Annotated in this window: 20 protein-coding genes and 1 tRNA gene; 11 read left to right on the top strand and 10 right to left on the bottom strand. The window is 66.3% G+C overall.

Going from position 1 to position 19,797, the window contains the following annotated elements:
* Window positions 1-233 precede the first annotated feature (233 nt).
* The 8 genes from sucC to lpdA all read left to right on the top strand — a co-directional run bounded on the left by sucC (window position 234) and on the right by lpdA (window position 9,697).
* Entirely contained in the window at window positions 234-1,427 is a 1,194-nt protein-coding gene (gene sucC, locus AB7U46_RS02880; protein WP_428335426.1) for an ADP-forming succinate--CoA ligase subunit beta, read from the top strand.
* Between the two features lie 4 nt (window positions 1,428-1,431).
* Window positions 1,432-2,319, top strand: a complete 888-nt coding sequence (gene sucD / locus AB7U46_RS02875) for a succinate--CoA ligase subunit alpha (protein ID WP_428335425.1) — start codon at window positions 1,432-1,434, stop codon at window positions 2,317-2,319.
* A gap of 71 nt (window positions 2,320-2,390) precedes the next feature.
* Window positions 2,391-2,762 (top strand): hypothetical protein, encoded by a 372-nt coding sequence (locus AB7U46_RS02870; RefSeq protein WP_428335424.1) that lies wholly within the window; start codon window positions 2,391-2,393, stop codon window positions 2,760-2,762.
* 13 nt (window positions 2,763-2,775) lie between these two features.
* Window positions 2,776-3,147, top strand: coding sequence for a hypothetical protein (locus AB7U46_RS02865; RefSeq protein WP_428335423.1), 372 nt, complete (start codon window positions 2,776-2,778; stop codon window positions 3,145-3,147).
* A gap of 52 nt (window positions 3,148-3,199) precedes the next feature.
* Complete coding sequence (locus AB7U46_RS02860) at window positions 3,200-6,169, top strand: 2-oxoglutarate dehydrogenase E1 component (RefSeq protein WP_428335422.1); 2,970 nt, start codon at window positions 3,200-3,202, stop codon at window positions 6,167-6,169.
* A 3-nt stretch (window positions 6,170-6,172) separates the two neighbouring features.
* Entirely contained in the window at window positions 6,173-7,705 is a 1,533-nt protein-coding gene (gene odhB / locus AB7U46_RS02855; protein WP_428335421.1) for a 2-oxoglutarate dehydrogenase complex dihydrolipoyllysine-residue succinyltransferase, read from the top strand.
* Window positions 7,706-7,807: 102 nt separating this feature from the next.
* Complete coding sequence (locus AB7U46_RS02850) at window positions 7,808-8,236, top strand: hypothetical protein (RefSeq protein ID WP_428335420.1); 429 nt, start codon at window positions 7,808-7,810, stop codon at window positions 8,234-8,236.
* A gap of 72 nt (window positions 8,237-8,308) precedes the next feature.
* Complete coding sequence (lpdA, locus tag AB7U46_RS02845; protein WP_428335419.1) at window positions 8,309-9,697, top strand: dihydrolipoyl dehydrogenase; 1,389 nt, start codon at window positions 8,309-8,311, stop codon at window positions 9,695-9,697.
* Window positions 9,698-9,849: 152 nt separating this feature from the next.
* Here lpdA and AB7U46_RS02840 read toward each other — a convergent pair whose 3' ends face one another.
* From AB7U46_RS02840 to AB7U46_RS02830, 3 genes are read right to left on the bottom strand one after another with little or no spacing between them, the layout of a single operon-like run.
* Complete coding sequence (locus AB7U46_RS02840) at window positions 9,850-10,362, bottom strand: acyl-CoA thioesterase (RefSeq protein WP_428335418.1); 513 nt, start codon at window positions 10,360-10,362, stop codon at window positions 9,850-9,852.
* A 55-nt stretch (window positions 10,363-10,417) separates the two neighbouring features.
* Window positions 10,418-11,065 carry a GntR family transcriptional regulator gene (locus AB7U46_RS02835; RefSeq protein WP_428335417.1) on the bottom strand — a complete coding sequence of 216 codons (648 nt, stop codon included), beginning with the start codon at window positions 11,063-11,065 and terminating at the stop codon, window positions 10,418-10,420.
* Window positions 11,066-11,112: 47 nt separating this feature from the next.
* Window positions 11,113-11,811, bottom strand: coding sequence for a M48 family metallopeptidase (locus AB7U46_RS02830; RefSeq protein WP_428335416.1), 699 nt, complete (start codon window positions 11,809-11,811; stop codon window positions 11,113-11,115).
* 146 nt (window positions 11,812-11,957) lie between these two features.
* Between AB7U46_RS02830 and AB7U46_RS02825 the strand changes: the two genes are divergently transcribed.
* Both AB7U46_RS02825 and AB7U46_RS02820 read left to right on the top strand, forming a co-directional pair.
* Window positions 11,958-12,287 (top strand): TIGR02300 family protein, encoded by a 330-nt coding sequence (locus AB7U46_RS02825; RefSeq protein WP_428335415.1) that lies wholly within the window; start codon window positions 11,958-11,960, stop codon window positions 12,285-12,287.
* A gap of 196 nt (window positions 12,288-12,483) precedes the next feature.
* Window positions 12,484-12,559: transfer RNA gene (locus AB7U46_RS02820), tRNA-Ala, on the top strand.
* A gap of 560 nt (window positions 12,560-13,119) precedes the next feature.
* Here AB7U46_RS02820 and AB7U46_RS02815 read toward each other — a convergent pair.
* The 6 genes from AB7U46_RS02815 to AB7U46_RS02790 are packed head-to-tail and all read right to left on the bottom strand — an operon-like array spanning window position 13,120 to window position 18,340.
* On the bottom strand, window positions 13,120-13,620 hold the full coding sequence (locus tag AB7U46_RS02815; RefSeq protein WP_428335414.1) for a hypothetical protein: 501 nt from the start codon (window positions 13,618-13,620) through the stop codon (window positions 13,120-13,122).
* A gap of 3 nt (window positions 13,621-13,623) precedes the next feature.
* Window positions 13,624-14,676, bottom strand: a complete 1,053-nt coding sequence (locus AB7U46_RS02810; RefSeq protein WP_428335413.1) for a phage portal protein — start codon at window positions 14,674-14,676, stop codon at window positions 13,624-13,626.
* Window position 14,677: 1 nt separating this feature from the next.
* On the bottom strand, window positions 14,678-15,232 hold the full coding sequence (locus tag AB7U46_RS02805) for an HK97 family phage prohead protease (protein ID WP_428335412.1): 555 nt from the start codon (window positions 15,230-15,232) through the stop codon (window positions 14,678-14,680).
* Window positions 15,232-16,494, bottom strand: a complete 1,263-nt coding sequence (locus AB7U46_RS02800) for a phage major capsid protein (protein ID WP_428335411.1) — start codon at window positions 16,492-16,494, stop codon at window positions 15,232-15,234. The genes AB7U46_RS02805 and AB7U46_RS02800 overlap by 1 nt, the downstream gene beginning before the upstream one ends.
* Before the next feature lie 2 nt (window positions 16,495-16,496).
* A complete protein-coding gene (locus AB7U46_RS02795) occupies window positions 16,497-16,829 on the bottom strand; it encodes an HNH endonuclease (RefSeq protein ID WP_428335410.1) in 333 nt (110 codons plus the stop codon).
* The gene (locus AB7U46_RS02790; protein ID WP_428335409.1) at window positions 16,826-18,340 is read right to left on the bottom strand and encodes a terminase large subunit domain-containing protein; all 1,515 of its coding nucleotides are present in this window, start codon (window positions 18,338-18,340) and stop codon (window positions 16,826-16,828) included. The genes AB7U46_RS02795 and AB7U46_RS02790 overlap by 4 nt, the downstream gene beginning before the upstream one ends.
* Window positions 18,341-18,516: 176 nt before the next feature.
* Between AB7U46_RS02790 and AB7U46_RS02785 the strand changes: the two genes are divergently transcribed.
* Entirely contained in the window at window positions 18,517-18,762 is a 246-nt protein-coding gene (locus AB7U46_RS02785) for a hypothetical protein (RefSeq protein ID WP_428335408.1), read from the top strand.
* 170 nt (window positions 18,763-18,932) lie between these two features.
* On the opposite strand, the gene AB7U46_RS02780 is transcribed toward AB7U46_RS02785, so the two are convergent.
* Complete coding sequence (locus tag AB7U46_RS02780; protein WP_428335407.1) at window positions 18,933-19,247, bottom strand: head-tail connector protein; 315 nt, start codon at window positions 19,245-19,247, stop codon at window positions 18,933-18,935.
* Window positions 19,248-19,797: the final 550 nt, after the last annotated feature.

The raw sequence follows: 19,797 nt of genomic DNA, 5'->3' as shown, positions 1-19,797 counted from the left end.
ATGCTGCGCCACGGCGGAAAATGCTGCAAATGCAGCATTCTTGCCCCCCCGGATCGAGTCGCAGCGCAGCGTTTCCGCTATCGCCCCGGGAATTGTGATCACAGCCTCGAAACCTGTGATCACAAAATGCGGTTTTCCGGCCGGAAACCGCCGAAACGCACATTTATCGGTTTGTAACACCGCCCGGATGTGCCACACCACCGACCAAATCGCACCAGCATGGGAACTCTGCCATGAACATCCACGAATATCAGGCCAAGCAGCTCCTCAAGAGCTATGGCTGCCCGGTCTCGGACGGCCGCGCGGTCCTCAAGGCCGAAGACGCCAAGACCGCCGCGGGCGAACTCGACGGCCCGCTCTGGGTCGTGAAAGCCCAGATCCACGCCGGTGGCCGTGGCAAAGGCAAGTTCAAGGAGCCGGAAGCCGGCGAAAAGGGCGGCGTCCGCCTCGCGAAGTCGGTCGAAGAGGCCGCCGAGCTCGCCAAGCAGATGCTCGGCCGCACGCTGGTGACGCACCAGACCGGCGCCGCCGGCAAGCAGGTGAACCGCATCTACATCGAAGACGGTTCGGACATCTCGCGCGAGCTTTATCTCGCGCTGCTGGTTGACCGCCAGACCTCGCGCGTCTCCTTCGTCGTCTCGACCGAAGGCGGCATGGACATCGAGGAAGTCGCGGCCTCGACCCCCGAGAAGATCATGTCCTTCTCCGTCGACCCGGCGACCGGGCTGAGCGACTTCCACGGCCGCCGCGTGGCCTTCGCCCTCGGGCTCGAAGGCGCGCAGGTCAAGCAGTGCGTCGCGCTGGTCAAGAACCTCTACCGTGCCTTCATCGAGAAGGACATGGAGATGCTCGAGATCAACCCGCTGATCGTGATGACCGACGGCAATCTCAAGCTGCTCGACGCCAAGCTCGGCTTCGACAACAACGCGCTTTACCGTCACTCGGACATCATGGCGCTGCGCGACGAGACCGAAGAGGATCCGAAGGAACTCGAGGCCTCGAAATACGACCTGAACTACATCGCGCTCGACGGTGAGATCGGCTGCATGGTGAACGGCGCGGGCCTCGCCATGGCGACGATGGACATCATCAAGCTCTACGGTGCGGAGCCGGCGAACTTCCTCGACGTGGGCGGCGGCGCGACCAAGGAAAAGGTCACCGAAGCCTTCAAGATCATCACCTCGGACCCGAACGTGAAGGGCATCCTGGTCAACATCTTCGGCGGCATCATGCGCTGCGACATCATCGCCGAGGGCGTCATCGCCGCGGTGAAGGAAGTCGGGCTGAAGGTTCCGCTGGTGGTGCGCCTCGAAGGCACCAACGTCGAGCTGGGCAAGGAGATCATCTCGAAATCCGGCCTGAACGTGATCGCGGCGGACAACCTCGCCGACGGCGCGCAGAAAATCGTGAAAGCTGTGAAGGGCTAAGAACATGGCAGTCCTCGTCAACAAATCCACCAAGGTCATCTGCCAGGGCATCACCGGCTCGCAAGGCACCTTCCACACCGAACAGGCGATCGCCTACGGCACCCAGATGGTCGGCGGCGTGACGCCGGGCAAGGGCGGCTCCGAGCACCTCGGCCTGCCGGTGTTCAACTCGGTCCACGAGGCCGTGGCCAAGACCGGCGCCAATGCGACCGCGATCTACGTGCCGCCGCCCTTCGCCGCGGACTCGATCCTCGAGGCGATCGACGCCGAGATCGAGCTGATCGTCTGCATCACCGAGGGCATTCCGGTGCTCGACATGATGAAGGTGAAGCGCGCGCTGATCGATTCGAAGTCGCGTCTGATCGGGCCGAACTGCCCGGGCGTCATGACCCCCGACGAATGCAAGATCGGCATCATGCCGGGCTCGATCTTCAAGCGCGGTTCGGTCGGCGTCGTGTCGCGTTCGGGCACGCTGACCTATGAAGCGGTGAAGCAGACGACCGACATCGGCCTCGGCCAGTCCTCGGCCGTGGGCATCGGTGGCGACCCGATCAAGGGCACCGAGCATATCGACGTGCTCGACATGTTCCTCGACGATCCGGAAACCACCTCGATCATCATGATCGGCGAAATCGGTGGTTCGGCCGAGGAAGAGGCCGCCGAGTTCCTCAAGGAACAGAAGAAGAAGGGCCGCTGGAAGCCGACCGCCGGCTTCATCGCGGGCCGCACCGCTCCTCCCGGCCGCCGCATGGGCCACGCCGGCGCGATCGTCTCGGGCGGCAAGGGTGATGCCGGCTCGAAGATCGAAGCGATGAAATCGGCGGGCATCGTGGTCGCCGACAGCCCGGCCCATCTCGGCGAAGCCGTGATGAAGGCGATCAAGGGCGAATGAGACAGACGGGCGTCGCGGGAAACCGCGGCGCCCTCTCCACCCGCCAGCGCCAAGGGGGATGCCCCTTCGCCTTGACGAGTGCACTTACCGGGCCGGACGCGGCCTTTGACTGGGAGGTCAGTATGGAAGTGAAGAAGACCACCGCAATCCTCACCCTCGCGGCGCTCGCGCTCGCGGCCTGCAGCACCGCGGGCAAAGAGCCGATCCCGCCGTCGGCCTACGGCCCGATCACGACCTTCCCGATCATCGGCCAGACCAAGGTTCCCGCGGGCACCACGCCGACCGGCGCGACCGGCTACGCCACCGCCAATTCGGCACGCTCGAACGGCACCATCGTCGACGGCACCGCCGCCCAGTGCGGCGCCGAGAACGCCGGTGGCGGCTACGACATCGCCTGCGGCCAGGCCGCCGGCCTGCCGGGCACGGCCTCCCCCTATCGCTAAGCCGGAGCCGGAAATGCGATCTCTCCTCGCGCCTTCGCTCGGCGCCACGCTGCTTCTTTCGCTCGCGGGCTGCATGGAGGCCGGATCCCCGACCGGACCCGGCATCGAGGGCCCGCTCGCGCCCCCGGTGCCGCGGGACGAACGCTCGCACGGGATGTTCGAACAGATCACCGGCATCAATGGCGACGCCGTCTCCGCGGTCAGCGGCGATGCGCGCCGTTCCTATATCTACTTCGACTTCTTCGCCGCGCAGAAACCGGCGGTCACCGCCGCGCCCGCGAAGCTCTGCGCCTCCTATGGCAAGGGGCTGAAGTCGTCCTACGTCACAGAGCCTTCGGACCGGGAACCCGGGCTGAAGGTGCTCGTGGTGGACTGCACGACCTGAGCCCGCCGCCCCCGCCCCTCACTGGCCCCTCAGCCGCCTCAAGGAAACCGTCATGAACGACCAATCCCCCAACGATCAATTCCACGCTTCGTCCTTCCTGCAAGGCGCCAACGCGGATTACGTCGAACATCTCTACGCCCAATACGCTGCCGATCCCGCTTCGGTCGATCCGGCCTGGGCCGCCTTCTTCGCCTCGCTCGGCGATGCCGAGCTTGACGTCAAGCACGCCGCCGACGGCGCGAGCTGGTCGCGCTCCGACTGGCCGCCGACCCCGGCCGACGATCTGACCGCCGCGCTCACCGGCGAATGGCCGATGCTGCCCTCGAAAGAGGCGAAAGCCGCCGGCGACAAGATCAAATCCGCCGCCAAGGCCGCCGGCGTCGAGGTTTCGGAAGAAGCCGTGAAACGCGCGGTGCTCGATTCGGTGCGCGCGATCATGATCATCCGCGCCTACCGTATCCGCGGCCACCTGATCGCCGAACTCGACCCGCTGCACATGCGCGACGAGACGAGCCACCCCGAGCTCGATCCGAAGAGCTACGGCTTCAGCGATGCCGACATGGATCGCCCGATCTTCATCGACAACGTGCTCGGCATGCAGGTCGCCTCGATGCGGCAGATCATCGACGTGCTCAAGCGCACCTATTGCGGCACTTTCGCGCTGCAATACATGCATATCTCGAACCCCGAGGAAGCCGCCTGGCTGAAGGAGCGGATCGAGGGCTACGGCAAGGAGATCCAGTTCACCCGCGAGGGCCGGCGCGCGATCCTGAACAAGCTTGTCGAAGCCGAGGGCTTCGAGAAGTTCCTGCATGTCAAATACATGGGCACCAAGCGCTTCGGCCTCGACGGTGGCGAAGCGCTGATCCCGGCGATGGAACAGATCATCAAGCGCGGCGGCAATCTCGGCCTGAAGGAGATCGTCTTCGGCATGCCGCACCGCGGCCGTCTGTCGGTGCTCGCCAATGTGATGATGAAGCCCTATCGCGCGATCTTCCACGAATTCCAGGGCGGCTCCTACAAGCCCGACGACGTGGACGGCTCGGGCGACGTGAAATATCACCTCGGCGCCTCTTCGGACCGGACCTTCGACGGCCATAACGTGCACCTCTCGCTCACCGCGAACCCCTCGCACCTCGAGGCGGTGAACCCGGTGGCGCTTGGCAAGGTGCGCGCGAAGCAGGACCAGCTCAACGACCATGACCGCACCCAGGTGATGGCGGTTCTGCTGCACGGCGACGCGGCCTTTGCCGGCCAGGGCGTGGTGGCGGAATGCTTCCAGCTTTCGGGCATCCGCGGCCACCGCACCGGCGGCACCATCCACATCGTGGTGAACAACCAGATCGGCTTCACCACCGCGCCCCACTTCTCGCGCTCCTCGCCCTACCCGACCGACATCGCGCTGATGGTCGAGGCGCCGATCTTCCACGTCAACGGCGACGACCCGGAGGCCGTGGTCCACGCCGCCAAGGTCGCCACCGAGTTCCGCCAGCAGTTCCACAAGGACGTGGTGATCGACATCTTCTGCTACCGCCGCTTCGGTCACAACGAAGGCGACGAGCCGATGTTCACCAACCCGGCGATGTACAAGAACATCAAGGGCCACAAGACCACGCTGCAGCTTTACACCGAGCGTCTCGTGGCCGACGGGCTGATCCCGGAAGGCGAGATCGAGGACATGAAGGCCGCCTTCCAGTCCACGCTGAACAGCGAGTTCGAGATCGGCAAGGCGTTCAAGCCGAACAAGGCCGACTGGCTCGACGGCCGCTGGAAGCATCTCGACCGCCAAACCCAGGATTACGACGCCGGCGTCACGCCGATCTCGCCCGAGCTGATGGCCGAGGTGGGCAAGGCGCTGACCTCGCATCCGGACAATTTCGACATCCACAAGACCGTCGCGCGCCAGCTCGAGGCGAAGAAGGCGATGTTCGAGAACGGCAAGGGCTTCGACTGGGCGACCGCCGAGGCGATGGCCTTCGGCTCGCTGCTCACCGAAGGTTTCGCGGTGCGCCTCTCGGGTCAGGACTGCACCCGCGGCACCTTCTCGCAGCGCCATTCGGCCTTCATCGACCAGTCGACGGAAGAGCGCTACTACCCGCTCAACCACATCAAGCCCGGCCAGTCGCGTTACGAGGTCATCGACTCGATGCTCTCGGAATATGCGGTGCTCGGCTTCGAATACGGCTATTCGCTGGCGGAACCCAACGCGCTGACGCTTTGGGAAGCGCAGTTCGGTGACTTCGCCAACGGCGCGCAGATCATGTTCGACCAGTTCATCAACTCGGGCGAACGCAAGTGGCTGCGCATGTCGGGCCTCGTCTGCCTGCTGCCGCACGGCTTCGAGGGCCAGGGCCCCGAGCACAGCTCGGCGCGTCTCGAGCGCTTCCTGCAGCTCTCGGCGGAAGACAACTGGATCGTGGCGAACTGCTCGACCCCGGCGAACTACTTCCACATCCTGCGCCGGCAGATCCACCGCAACTTCCGCAAGCCGCTGATCCTGGTGACGCCGAAGTCGCTCCTGCGCCACCCGCTCTGCGTCTCGACCGCGGAAGAGTTCACCACCGGCTCCTTCTTCCGCCGCGTGATGTGGGACGATGCCGACGTCGCGCAGAAGACCGGCAATTCGACCTTCACGGTGAAGCCGGACAGCGAGATCAAGCGCGTCGTGATCTGCTCGGGCAAGGTCTATTACGACCTGCTCCAGGAACGCGACAAGCGCGGCCTCGAGGATGTCTACATCCTGCGTCTCGAACAGTTCTACCCGTTCCCGGCGCATTCGATGGTCACGGAACTGAGCCGCTTCAAGGACGCCGAGGTGATCTGGTGTCAGGAAGAGCCGAAGAACCAGGGCGCCTGGACCTTCGTCGAGCCGAACATCGAATGGGTGCTCTCGAAGATCGACGCGAAGCACGGCCGTCCGCGCTACGCCGGCCGCGCCGCCTCGGCCTCGCCGGCGACCGGTCTCGCCTCGCGCCACAAGGCCGAGCAGGAAGCGCTCGTCCACGACGCGCTGGAGGGCTGAGCCATGGCGATCGAAGTCCGCGTTCCCACGCTTGGCGAAAGCGTTTCCGAGGCCACCGTCGCCACCTGGTTCAAGAAGCCGGGTGACGCGGTCGCAGCCGACGAGATGCTCTGCGAGCTCGAGACCGACAAGGTCACCGTCGAGGTGCCGGCGCCCGCCGCCGGCACGCTCGGCGAGATCGTCGCGCCCGAAGGCACGACGGTGGGCGTCAATGCGCTCCTCGCGATGATCAATGAAGCCGGTGCCGCCGCCGCGGCGCCGCAATCGAAATCCGAAGGCCCGGCAGCCCCTCAATCGGCCGCGCCGCAATCCAAAGAGGTCAAGATGACGGATGTAATGGTGCCCGCCCTGGGCGAGAGCGTCTCCGAAGCCACGGTTTCGACCTGGTTCAAGAAGGTCGGTGACACCGTCGCCGTCGACGAGATGCTCTGCGAGCTCGAAACCGACAAGGTCTCGGTCGAGGTGCCCTCGCCCGTCGCCGGCGTGCTGACCGAGATCGTCGCCCCCGAGGGGACCACCGTCGCCGCCGCCGCGAAGCTCGCCGTCGTCGCCGAAGGCGCCGCCGGTGCCGTCGCCGCCCCGGCCGCCGCGCCCGCCGCCGCGCCCGCCGCGGCCCCTGCCCCGGCCGGCAAGGATGTCGAGGACGCCCCCTCGGCGAAGAAGGCGATGGCCGAGGCCGGCCTCTCGCCGTCGCAGGTCACCGGCACCGGCCGCGATGGCCGGATCATGAAGGAAGACGTCGCCGCCGCGAAGGCCGCGCCGGCTGCCGCCCCCGCCGTCTCGATCGCGCCCGCCCCGGCCTCGGTGCCGCGCGCGCCGGTTCCGGCCGATGACGCCGCCCGCGAGGAGCGCGTGAAGATGACGCGCCTGCGCGCCACCATCGCGCGCCGCCTGAAGGACGCGCAGAACACCGCCGCGATGCTCACGACCTATAACGAGGTCGACATGTCGGGCATCATGGCGCTGCGCAACGAGTACAAGGACCAGTTCGAGAAGAAGCACGGCGTGCGGATGGGCTTCATGTCCTTCTTCACCAAGGCCTGCTGCCACGCGCTGAAGGAAGTGCCCGAGGTCAACGCCGAGATCGACGGCGGCGATGTCGTCTACAAGCACTACGTCCACATGGGCGTCGCCGCGGGCACGCCCACCGGCCTCGTCGTTCCGGTGATCCGCGACGCCGACCAGATGTCCTTCGCCGACATCGAGAAGGCGATCGCCGAAAAGGGCAAGCGCGCCCGTGACGGCAAGCTGACGATGGCGGAAATGCAGGGCGGCACCTTCACCATCTCGAACGGCGGCGTCTATGGCTCGCTGATGTCCTCGCCGATCCTGAACCCGCCGCAGTCGGGCATCCTCGGCATGCACAAGATCCAGGATCGCCCGGTCGTGGTGAACGGCCAGATCGTGATCCGCCCGATGATGTATCTGGCGCTGAGCTACGATCACCGCATCGTCGACGGCAAGGGCGCGGTGACCTTCCTCGTGCGCGTCAAGGAAGCGCTGGAAGACCCGCGCCGCCTGCTGCTGGATCTGTGATCCGATGAGGGACCGGCTTCACACTCACCGCTCGGAGGGCAGCGCCCGACCCGAGCGGGGGCGTGAAGCCGATGCCCCGTGCAAGCGATCGGACCCCGGCCAGTGACACCGTCCAGCCCCCCTCTCTCCGGTTTCGCACGCATCGTCGCGGCCGCCTTGGTGATCTGGGCCGCCGTGAACCTCGTGCTGATGTGGCGGCTAGGGGGCTATGACCAAGGGGAACCGAACCTGCCGCGAATCTTGTCGGCCAAGGTTCCGCTCTGGCCCTTCGACCTGCTCGCTTGGGGGGCGCTGTTCCTGTGCGGGCTCTTCCTGTTGCGTCGCAGTCGACTGGCCGTGCCGACGGCGTTCCTGCACCTCGGCGCAAGCCTCGTCGGTGTCTGGGGACACGTCGATCAAGCGGCCTGGGGGCGGGTGGTCCCACCTAAGGTGCTGCCCGTCTTCGTCGGTTTTTGGGGCGGCGCCGTGATCCTTTCGGTGGTGCTCGTGCTTTGGACCCTTCGCCTTGCCCGGCGAAGCACACTTACCTGATCCGCGTGGCCATGCGGGCCACGCCAAGTCAAAATCGAGGCCAAGCGCCTCGCCCTGAACGAGGAGAATGAGATGGCAGACTTCGACGTTATCGTGATCGGCGGCGGCCCGGGTGGCTATGTCTGCGCGATCCGCTGCGCCCAGCTCGGGCTGAAAACCGCCTGTGTCGAGGGCCGCGGCGCCCTGGGCGGCACCTGCCTCAACGTGGGCTGCATCCCCTCGAAGGCGCTCCTGCATGCGACGCACGAGCTGCACGAGGTGCATGAGAATTTCGAGAAGATGGGCCTCACCGGTGCCAAGGTGAAGGTCGACTGGGCGAAGATGCAGTCCTACAAGCAGGACGTCATCGACGGCAACACCAAGGGCATCGAGTTCCTCTTCAAGAAGAACAAGGTGACCTATCTGCAGGGCTGGGGCTCGATCCCCGCCGCGGGTCAGGTGAAGGTCGGCGAGGAGGTGCATTCCGCCAAGGCGATCGTGATCGCCACCGGCTCGGAACCCGCCTCGCTCCCGGGGATCGAGATCGACGAGGAGACCGTGGTCACCTCGACCGGCGCGCTTTCGCTGCCGAAGATCCCGAAGTCGATGGTGGTGATCGGCGCGGGCGTCATCGGGCTCGAGATGGGTTCGGTCTATGCCCGCCTTGGCGCCGAAGTGACCGTGGTCGAATATCTCGACGCGATCACCCCCGGCATGGATGGCGAGATCGCCAAGAACTTCCAGAAGATCCTGTCCAAACAAGGCCTGAAATTCGTGCTCGGCGCCGCGGTGCAGGGCGTCGAGAAGGGCAAGGGCAAGAACACCGTCAAATACAAGCTGCGCAAGGACGAGAGCGAAGCCGCGCTCGAGGCCGAGGTGGTGCTCGTCGCGACCGGCCGCAAGCCCTACACCGCGGGGCTCGGCCTCGAGGCGGTGGGCGTCGAGATGCTGCCGCGCGGCCAGGTGAAGACCGACGCGCATTGGGCGACCTCGGTCCCCGGCATCTATGCGATCGGCGATGCGATCACCGGCCCGATGCTCGCCCACAAGGCCGAGGACGAGGGCATGGCGGTGGCCGAGGTGATCGCCGGCAAGCATGGCCACGTGAATTACGACGTGATCCCCGGCGTGATCTACACCACCCCCGAGGTCGCCTCGGTCGGCAAGACCGAAGAGGCGCTGAAGCAGGAAGGCCGCGCCTACAAGGTCGGCAAGTTCTCCTTCATGGGCAATGGCCGCGCGAAGGCGGTGTTCCAGTCGGAAGGCTTCGTGAAGCTGATCGTCGATGCGGGCACCGACCGCATCCTCGGCTGCCACATCATCGGGCCCTCGGCGGGCGAGCTGATCCACGAGATCTGCGTCGCGATGGAATTCGGCGCCTCGGCGCAGGATGTCGCGCTGACCTGCCACGCCCACCCGACCTTCTCGGAAGCGGTGCGCGAGGCGGCGCTTGCCTGTGGCGACGGCGCGATCCACGCCTGAGCCCGCGCCAGCTTGCAGGAATGAAAAAGGCGGCCTTCGGGCCGCCTTTTGCCTCCGGCGGGGATATTTCGGCTCTGTAGAAGACATGTTTCTATAGAGAGGAAATATCCCGGGGTGAGGCCGCAGGCCGAGGGGCAGCGCCCCTGCCCCGCTCAGCTTACCTGCGAGGTGGCCGCCATCTTCTCGGCGAATTCGCGCCGCAGCGCCTTGCGCATCTCGGCCGCGTGCCAGCGCTGCGCCTCGACCTCACTCGCGGGCACGAGCTTGGGCACCTCCGCCGGGCGCCCCGCCTCATCGACCGCGATCATCGTGAAATAACAGCTGTTGGTGTGGCGCCGCGAGCCCTTGGTGATGTTCTCCGCCTCGACCCGGATGCCGATTTCCATCGAGGTCCGGCCCGTGTGGTTCACCGCGGCGCGGAACAGCACCAGCTCGCCGACATGGATCGGTTCCTTGAAGATCACCTGATCGACGCTCAGCGTCACCGCATAACGCCCCGAGTAGCGCGAGGCGAGCGAGAAGGCGACGCGGTCGAGCCAGTTCAAGAGCGCGCCGCCATGCACCTTGCCCGAGAAATTCGCCATGTCGGGCGTCATCAGCACCGTCATCTGCAAGGTGCGGCGCTCGGCCTCGGTCAGCTGGCTGGGGATCGTCTCGCTCGTCATCGGCGCCTCCGTTGCTGCCCTGCAGCATGACGGCACCGCGGCGCGCGTCAAGCGCCTACTGCGCGAGGTGGCGCAGCCCCTGCGTCACGTCGGTGCGCACGGCCAGGCGCAGCCCCGGCTCGTCGCCTGCGCGCAGGGCGGCCAGGATCAGCCGGTGATGGCGCGGCGGCTCGTTGCGCTGCACGCGGCCGTAAAGCGCGCGCATCGTGGGGCCGAGCTGGAGCCAGACCGTCTCGATCACGGCGAGCATCGCCGGCGCCTGGGCGCGCAGGTAGAGCGTGCGGTGAAACTCGAGATTGGTGCGGATGTAGGCCACCGCATCGTGCTTCGCGACCGCCTCCGCATTCGAGACGTTGATCGCGCTCAGCCGGTCGATCAGCGCAAGGTGCGCGCGCGGCAGCGCGCGGGAGGCAAGCTCCGGCTCGATCAGCGCACGCAGCGCGGCAAGCTCCTCGATCCGCTCGTTGGAAAGTTCGGGCGTCGTCACCCGCCCCGAGGCCGAGAGCATCAGCGCCCCCTCGGCGATCAGCCGGCGCAGCGCCTCGCGCACCGGGGTCATCGAGAGACCGTATTGTTTCGCCAGCCCGCGCAGCGTCAGCGCCTCGCCCGGCGCGATCTCGCCATGCATGATCTGCAGGCGCAGCTGGCGATAAAGCCGGTCATGCGCCGCGGTCTCGATCGGGCGGGTGGTGATCGTGGTCATGGGGCGTTTGTGATCACAAATCGCCCCTCCGTCAACTGGCGCTTTCGTCAGTCGCGAAAGCGAATCGCCTGCAGCGCGCCGCCCTCGCGCTTGAGCCAGCGGCGATGGGGTTCGTAGCCGGGCATCAGCCGCGCGACCTCGGCCCAGAAGGCGGGCGAATGGTTCATCTGCGCGAGATGGGCGACCTCATGGGCGGCGACGTAATCGAGCACCGCGGGCGGCGCCATGATCAGCCGCCAGGAATAGCTGAGCGAACCGTCGGGCGCGCAGGAGCCCCAGCGCGAGCGGGTGTCGCGCAGGGTGATGCGGCGGAAGGGCCGGCCCAGCGCGGCGGCGTGGCGCTCGGTCGCGGCCTGCAGGCGGGCGCGCGCGCAATGCTTGAGGAAGGTCTCGAGCCGCAGCGCGAGCCGCTCCTCCCCCGCCGGCACGATCAGCCGCGCCCCCTCGAGCCGCGGGGCGCGCACCGCCCCCGCCTCGATCCGGCATTCGACGCCCTCGAAGGGCAGCGTCGCGCCAAAGGCCGGGCGGCGCGCCTGCGGCATCTGTGCGAGCGCGCGGGCAAGCCAGTCCGCCTGCCCCTCGGCGAAGGCGATCGCCTCGGCCAGCGGCGCGCGCGGCGGCAGCGTGAGGGTGACGGCGCCGTCGACCCGGCTCACCCGCAGGGCGAAGCGGCGCGCCCGGGCCGAGCGCTTCAGCGCGACGCGGACGCCGGGCAGCGATCTGAGCTCGTGATCCTGGATCGTCATCGGCCCCTTCTCGGCACTCGGGCTTCGGCACTTCGGCGCGCGCGGCGGCGGTGACGGGGCGTTCGGCGCGAAAAGCCTTTGACACCCCGCGGGTCTTGTGGCAGTTGGCTGCGACTCTGTGCGAAAGAGCTTGCCAGGAGAATTCCATGCCGAAAGAGGAATGGGGCGTCAAGCGCCTCTGCCCGCATTGCGCGAGCCGCTTTTACGATCTGATGAAAGACCCGATGACCTGCCCGGTCTGCGGCAACAGCTTCACGGTCGAGAACCTGACGGCGGCGGGCCGCGGTCGCGTTCTGGTCGCCGACAAGGCGGCTCCGCGGGAACACGATCTCGATGTCGAGGATCTGTCCGACGAGGATCTCGACGAGGATTCGGGCGATGTCGATCTCGACGACGATCTGCTCGAGGATGACGAGGACGACAACGTCTCGCTCGACGACATCGCCGACGTTCCCGGCGGCGAAGAAGAGAACTGATCGTCTTTTCAAGGCGATACGGGCGCGGGGCCAGGCCTCGCGCCCTTTGCTTTGCGCGCATGTCCGGTGCGCGGGGCGGGGGCGAAACGGGTTTTCGAAAAAAACGCGAGGGGAGCGGAAATTCCTCTTGCGCCCTGTCTGGGGGGGCCTTATACGACCCCCCACGCAGGGCGGCGACGCGCTGCAGACCTCCGGTGGGGCCATAGCTCAGTTGGGAGAGCGCTTGAATGGCATTCAAGAGGTCAGGGGTTCGACCCCCCTTGGCTCCACCAAATAAATCAAAGGCTTACAAAGCAAAAAGCCCCGCCATTCGGCGGGGTTTTGCTTTGGGGGAACACCGGGGGAACAGGTCAGCCGCCCTTGCGCCGGGTTGGTAATTTCATCCCGCCCGCTGCCCAGCGCGCCGCCGTGGTGCAGGGCTTGCCGCAGAATCGTTGCCCCGGCCTGCCCGTGAACATCATGCCGCAATGCGCGCACGGCTTGGGCTCGATCGGCGAGACCCTGTGCCCGCATCGCACCGAGCAGAACCTTTGCGTGTCGTGGTGAGCAAAGAACGGCTTGCCGCAATGGGCGCACGTCTTCTCGCGCTTGCCACGCGCATAAGCCTTACTCGCCCTTCTTTGGCAAAGTCTGCTGCAATAGATCGTATCGGCCCGAAGATGATCAGGAACCGGCCCGCCACACATCGGACAGATGCGCCCCTTGCGCGCCTCGGCACGCGCCTGCGCAACAAGGGCATTGTTCGCAGCGTTCTTGCACTTCCCGCTGCAATACATCCGCCGCGCAGTCGCGCCCTCGGGCAACGGCCCGCCGCACCACTCGCATTCCGCACTTAGAGGGTGTTCCTCACCGCCATGTCGAGCGCCGTTTCTTCGTTCGCCTCCTTGATCCGCCGAACCCGCATGTGCATGGCACTCGCGCAGAGGTCGGAGCAAAACTTGTGGCGCGTCTCGGGCAATTCCTTGCCGCAGTTCGCGCAGCGGGTCCGCTCGATCAGTGTTCCGGCCTCGATCGTCCATTCCGGTTGTCCCTCGTTCCATGTCGGGCGGATCGCCCCTGCGATGCGGTGAGCGTCCTCGAGCACTTCCCGCGCCATCAGATCGGCGGCGCTCCACCCCCAGCCCTGCAAGCACAGATCGGAGCGGATGCCCGCCCGAAGCGGCCCTTCGAGGCCCCACAGGCTGCCCGTCGCGCCCGCCTGAAAGGCAAGCCGGATCACACGGGCCAGTTCCACGACCAAGGCGTTATACCGCGCCTCGCCCATGCGGCCCCGGCGGGCATCGCGCGCCCGCCGTTCTCTCCGATTGATAAGATGCGGGGGAAGCTGAAGCATGGCTCAGTCCGCCCAGTCGATGAAGCTGAGAGCATCGTTCAACGTCGCGCCCTCGATCCCGGCCTCTTTCGCCTGCGCCAGCGCGCCCACCATTGTCGCCAGCGCCCGAGCCTTGCCGCCGGCGTCGAAAGCCTGCATCGGGCGCACCACGTCAATCTTGACCGCCCCGCCCAGCTTCTCGGTCGCTTCCTCGGCCAGCAGCATCGCCATGGGCTGCATGATGACCTGCGCCAGATGCCGTTGCGCCTCGCGCACAAGCGGCCCCTGCGCGGCCTGCGAGAACATCGCGGGCAGCACGCCATAGCTTGCGAAGATCGCGCCGCGCGCCGCGTCCAGCAGCTCGGCAGGCATGGCGCGTTGCAGATCGGGGGTCAGTTGGTCCGGGCTGCGGCCAAGGTTCGGGTTCATGCCTGCCGCCGTCGCCTGCGCCACGCCTTCGACCACCAGCGCCGCACCGCGCCGCCCTTTGAAGGCATTGCGCATCGCCGCCATATCACCGGCAGAGCCTTCCGGCATGTGCGCGATCTGCGAGCCCATCGGGGCATTCTGCCAGGTATCGCGCAACGCGGTCTCGATCTCATGCAAGAGCGAGGCCGAGAGGCTGGCGCGGCGCAGCGGCGCTTGTCCCGTCCAAGGCGCCACCGGGTCAACGCCCAGCCGCAGGTGCAGCACCTCGCCCGCCAAGACGGTTTGCGAGGTCGAGCCGCCCGCCTCCGAGACCGTGACGCGATAGGCGCGGGGGATGCCGTCGCGGGTGCTCAGATCCCAATCGGCGCAGGGAATGAGCCGATCGCGGATCAACAGCACCGCCTCGCCCCGCATCGCCGCCGATCGGGCAATGAGCGCCATCGTGCGCCGGTCCAGCAGGTCGGTGCCGGTCACATCGGCCAGCGCGAAGGCCGATTCCCAGAGCGTGACACAGGTTTGAACCGTCGCGGTCAGTTCCGCGATCCCCGACACGCCCGAGATATAGCTTTCCCGCGCGGCAAGGATCGCCGCCGTATAGCCTGCCGCCAGCGTGTCGCGCTGTTCCAGTTTCCGTTTGAACGGCCACATGTCAGAGCCTCCACCGATTGAGGGGGTGAACCGCGCCCGCGAAGGGCTGCCGGTCTTGATGCGTTTCCCAGCCCCGCGCCTCGATCTGCGCGGCGGGATAGGCCGGAACCGTGACGGCCGAGACCTCGAACAGCTGCGCCGCCGTAACTGTGCGCAGAAGATCCGCGCCGCGCCGTTCCACTCGATCGCCGCCGTTCGGCACCCGGAAACCGGGCGACAGGCCGCGAATGAGGCCCGCCCGATGCGCCGCAAGGAAGTCTTTCGCCCAGGTGGTCGAGCCGTCCACCGTTGCGCGGATCTCAAGCGCGGTGTCGGTGCTGCGAAGCCGCAGGGTGCCCGCCGCCGTGCTGGCGAGGGGCTTTGCATAGTCGTGTTGGCTGAGCAGGTGGATTTCCTCGCCCGCCTCGATCCGCGCCCGGAAGGCATTGGGGGCGAAAACCTCGCGCCGCCCCGGTGCCAGCTCGGTTTCGGCGCCATAGGGGAACCGGGCCGAAAGGTGGGTTGCCCCACCTTCCGCGCGGATTTCCAGCGTTCCGAGATTTCCGCCCCAGAGCATCACGCCACCTGCACGCCGGTCAGGAGTTCAAGCTGCGCACCGCGCGCGACGGTCACGTCGCAGGTGGTCAGCGCGGTCAGGCGCAGCCCGCCCGAGGCGGCATCGCTGAACGGATCGCGGATCAGGTCCACGGCGCCCCACATGCCAACGAAGACCGGCGCCACGCCGCCCGCCGAGGTGGTCAGGAGCGAGGTGCAGGCATCAGCAACCGGAGCCGCAAGCGCGGTCGAAGACATGGCGATATTGCCCGCCGGGATGTTCTTCAGCAGGCGGTCCCATTCCGTCACGGCGGTGCCCGCGAAGGCCTCGGCGTCATCCATGAAATTCCAGACCTCGGGGCGGATCATCAGATTGACGCCCCCCGGCCCGCCCGCCGCATTCGCCGCCATGAAGCGCACCACGGCCTCGCGATAAGCGCCCCATGATGCCGCTGCGTCGATCGCGGTCGAGGTGATGCCATAGGTCGCGGCGCCGGTGATCACACCCAGAGGTTGCCCGTCCGCGCCGGTGCCGAGGAAGATCGCGCGATCGAGTTCCGCCGCCATCGCCCCGTTCATGTCGCGCCGGATCGCCGCTTCCAGCGCCTCGCCCGACTGCAACAGCGCCTTGCGGGTGATCCGCATTTGAACGCCCATCGTTTGCTCGGGCTTCAGCGACTTGTCGGTCGTTTCGTAAGCGGTCGGATCGGGGATGCTGCCGGTTTCGCTCGCCGCCCATCCCGCCGTCACGGCAGAGGTCGCCACCGGCCATTCCACCGCGCCGGAACCGATCTGGATCATCTGCGCGCCCATGCGCGCCGCGACAGAGGCCGGGAACAGGCGGTCGATGATCGGGCGCGTTTGCATCGGGTCCGGGGTGCCGGTCGAGACCGTTTCGCCGGCCCGCGCTTCGAGCGCCATCAGCGGCACCGGAATGCCGCGATAGCCGCCCGCGTTGCGCAGCTCGGTCACGACTTCGGCGGTCTGGCCGTCCAGCGCGCGACCTTCATTCAGCGCGCCGATCACCTGGCGCATCTGGAAACCGGCGATCAGGTCAGACCATTCACGGCCCGCCCGGGTTTCCAGATCGGCCCCCGCTTCGCGCCGCTCGGTGTCTTCGGCAATGAGCGCCGCGCGATAGCGGGTTTCGTTGGTCTGATATTCGCGGTCGAGGTCGCCCATCTGGCGGGTTTCGTCCTCGGTCGGGGTCGCCTTGCCGCACAGGCCTGCAAGGGTCTGGCGGATTTCACTTTGCCGTTTGGCAATCGTCGTAGAGGCCAGCATGTTCAATTCTCCATTGCCGGGTTGGGTTTCGTCGCCAGTTCGGCAACGGCTGCATCCCACGCCTTTCGCGCGGGGGATTTCGGTTTGTGCCCGACCTCGAGCCGGGTCTTTTTCGTGTGGCAGCGCGGGCAAAGCGCCTGCAAATTCCGGGGTTCGAAGGCCAAATCCGGGCGCAGTCGCACCGGCTGGATATGGTCCACCTCAAGCCGCCGCCGCTCGCCGCAGCACCGGCAGGCCCAGCCGTCGCGCTCAAGGATCGCCTGCCGCAGCACCGCCCAGCGCTTGGTGCGCGTGACGTGCTTCGAGTAGCGAATGTGTTCGTCGCGCTTGCTCACAACCACGCCACCTTCGGCTTGCGCTCTGGCGTGGCCTTCATGCGCGCCCCCTGCGCCACGGCCAGCACGGTTGCCGCCGCAGCGTCGATGCGTCCCAGAGAGCGCCCTTTCGCCAGCTTGTGGTTGTTTGCCGGATCAACCAGCGTGATCGCGTCGGAAAAGGCGGAGCGCAGAAGCATCGAAGGGGCGACGGAGATTTCGCCGTCAAAGAGCGCGCGGCGAAACCGTTCGATGTCTTCGGAACCGTCCTTCCAGCCAAAGCCGCGCCAGATCACCGGCACCCGCGACAGGCCCGCCTTGTCCATCGCCTCGATAAACTCGGCATTGCGGAAACGGTCGCCGCAGATGCAGGCCGGTTGCCCCCCGTCGAGGCGCCGCACGACTTCGGCCAGCCACGGGCCGGGCGGCACCGTCGCCTCGCCCATCACCGTCAATTCGCCCCGGTCGTGCATCTGCGAATACCGATCACCCACGCCATCGGCGGCCCCTCGATCGGCAAGGCCGGGGGCGCCGGGGAAGGTGCCGACAGCCTCAAGCCGCCCGGTGTCGGGCCAGTAGAACGCCGCCGCCGACATGGAACGAGAGCCGCCCAGATCGACGCCCAGCGCGCAAGGCCCGGCCCGCTCGGGCAGATCATCGGGCGCGCATTCCGCGCTCAACCATTCGTCGACGCTGCAAAGCACCGATCGGCTTTCGCTCGAAACCCGTTCGTTCCGGTTGAGGTTGCGAAAGCTGGACAGCGCAGAGCCGCCGCGCGCGATCGCCCGCCGGGCTTGTGCCACCAGCCATTCGGGGCTTGCGCCGATGCCTTCACCCGCGCCGGGGTTGGCAATCAGAAGGCTTTCCAGATCATCGGCGGGCAGCCCGAACGGGGGCCGGTGTTCCTGAACGAAGGTTCCGGGGGGCGGTTCGTCCAGCCACCGAGAAAAGGTGTTCGCGTCATCGGGCGCCGAGGTCGAGATGATCAACGCCCGGCCATCGCGTTTGCCGAGGCCCGACAAAATCGCGTCTTCTAGCCGGTCGCCTTTTTCGCGTTCCCATGCCGCCCTCTCGTCCAAAATCGCCAGCGTCGGAGCGCCGCCAAGGATCGAGCGGCCATCGGCTGCGATGCACCTTGCCAGCCCTTCGCCATTGGCGGAATATTCGATCTCCAGCCGTGAGCCGCGCCGGATGGTGAACAGCCCTTGATCTTCCTCCGACAGCCCATTGATGAAGCCGACCATGAAGCCGAAGGCGGTTTTGGCTTGGTCGCGGTTTCTCGCGGCCATGAGGATTTCGCGCCGGGGTTGGGCATCCCAAACGCCCATCAAAGAGCCAAGCGCAATGCCCGCCGAAAGCGCGGTCTTGGCATTGCCGCGCCCGATCGAGAGGCAGCCCACCATGATGCCCGGAGCCATCGCGCCGCGCACGAAAGCCTTTTGATATTCGGCCAACCGCAGAGGCTCGCCAGCCTTCGGCCCCTCGGGAATTTTCAGGGTTTCAAGGAAGCCGATCACCGTTTCCGCGACCATCAGCAGAATCCTATCACTTGACGTCGAGAATTGGTGCGTCTACCCTTGCTGCGCGGCTTCGGCCGTAGGTTCGGGGGGCTCATGCGCCCGAGCGTGGTCACGGCAAGGCATGGCACGGCATATTCAATTGAGCGGCGCTTAGCCGCTGGATCTTTGTGCCATGTGGAGAACGCGCCATGACAAACACTAACCCAACTTGGAAGAAGACCTTGAGTGCCGACGATGCCGAAGCGCTTATTTTGGCCCTCACGTCGCGATTGCGCGACCTGCCGAAGAACCGTCGAGGCCCCAGCTACGAAGCAATCCATTGCATCGCACTCGGGCTTTCCCAACACCAAGGGGCGGGAGCCATCACCGTCTTCCTTACGGACACCGAGAAGAGAGCGTGCATCGCCGCCGAACGCACGCTTTTGGCTGTATGAGTTAAACGCCCGGCTCTTGATTGGGCCGGGCGTCCAATCCTCCCCGCCCGATTTTTCCGGGAGAGCGAGAGGAACAGTCCGACCGCCGGTCCCGGCCCCCTCCGAAGTCTCGGCATTGGGACCAGTCTTGCGGGGCCTGCCCCTCGGGCGCTTGGTCGGCGCGGCCTCGGTCATTCCGCCACCTCGCCCAGCGAGACGCCGCGATAGCGCGCGCAGATGCGTGACGCGGCCAGCGACAGCCCAAGCGGGCGATCTCGTTCGGTCACGCCGCCCCGGTTGTCGTAAAGCAGGCTGAATTGATCGCAGGCCGCGAATTGCAGATCGGCGGGAAGCTCGGCCAGCGTGGCGGGCAGGCCAAAGGCCGCAGCGTGCGCAACATCAGCCAATGCGGTTGCCAGCATCAGCGCAATCGTCGCGTCCTCGTCGTCATGGTCAACGCGGGCGTGGCTCTTGGCTTGGGAGAGCAGTTCGGTTGCGACGGTCACAGGCGCACCTCCAATTGGGTGCCCCTATCATACCTTCAGGCCAAGACTTTGATAACTATCACACTTCCTAACGTTTCATCGCATGGAAGGGCTATTCCTGAATGCGCAGCCGGTGCCGGGTCGATCAGCGAAACATCACGCCTAAGCCATTGATATTGTTGAACGTGCGTCGTGTTTTGCTTCAATCAATGAGGGCGATTGCGGGTGATGCCACCGCAAGTCATTGATATTGCAGTGAAAACCGCCATGCAAATGCATTGCAAAGCACATGCAAACGCTTGAGACGAACCCGATCGTCTTATCTCACCCCTGCCGCTCCAGCCATGCTAGCCAGAGCCACAGCGAACGCTGGCAATGGTGGTAACGGTGCTGGCGCTTGAGCCTTTCCGGCTCTTTCGGCGCAGCCTTAAATCGCCGGTGTATATGGTAATTAAGGGTGTCACTGATTTGGTGACGTCACCCCACCTGAAAAGGCCGGTTTCGTCACTGTTTTGGTGACGTCCTGTCACCGTTTTGGTGACGTCAAGGGCTCAGACGTCACCGTTTTGGT

Source organism: Paenirhodobacter sp., assembly GCF_050177655.1.
Classification (GTDB): Bacteria; Pseudomonadota; Alphaproteobacteria; order Rhodobacterales; family Rhodobacteraceae; genus Rhodobacter.
The sequence above is the reverse complement of the archived record's forward strand: the minus strand, read 5'-3'. Positions and strand labels throughout refer to the sequence as shown.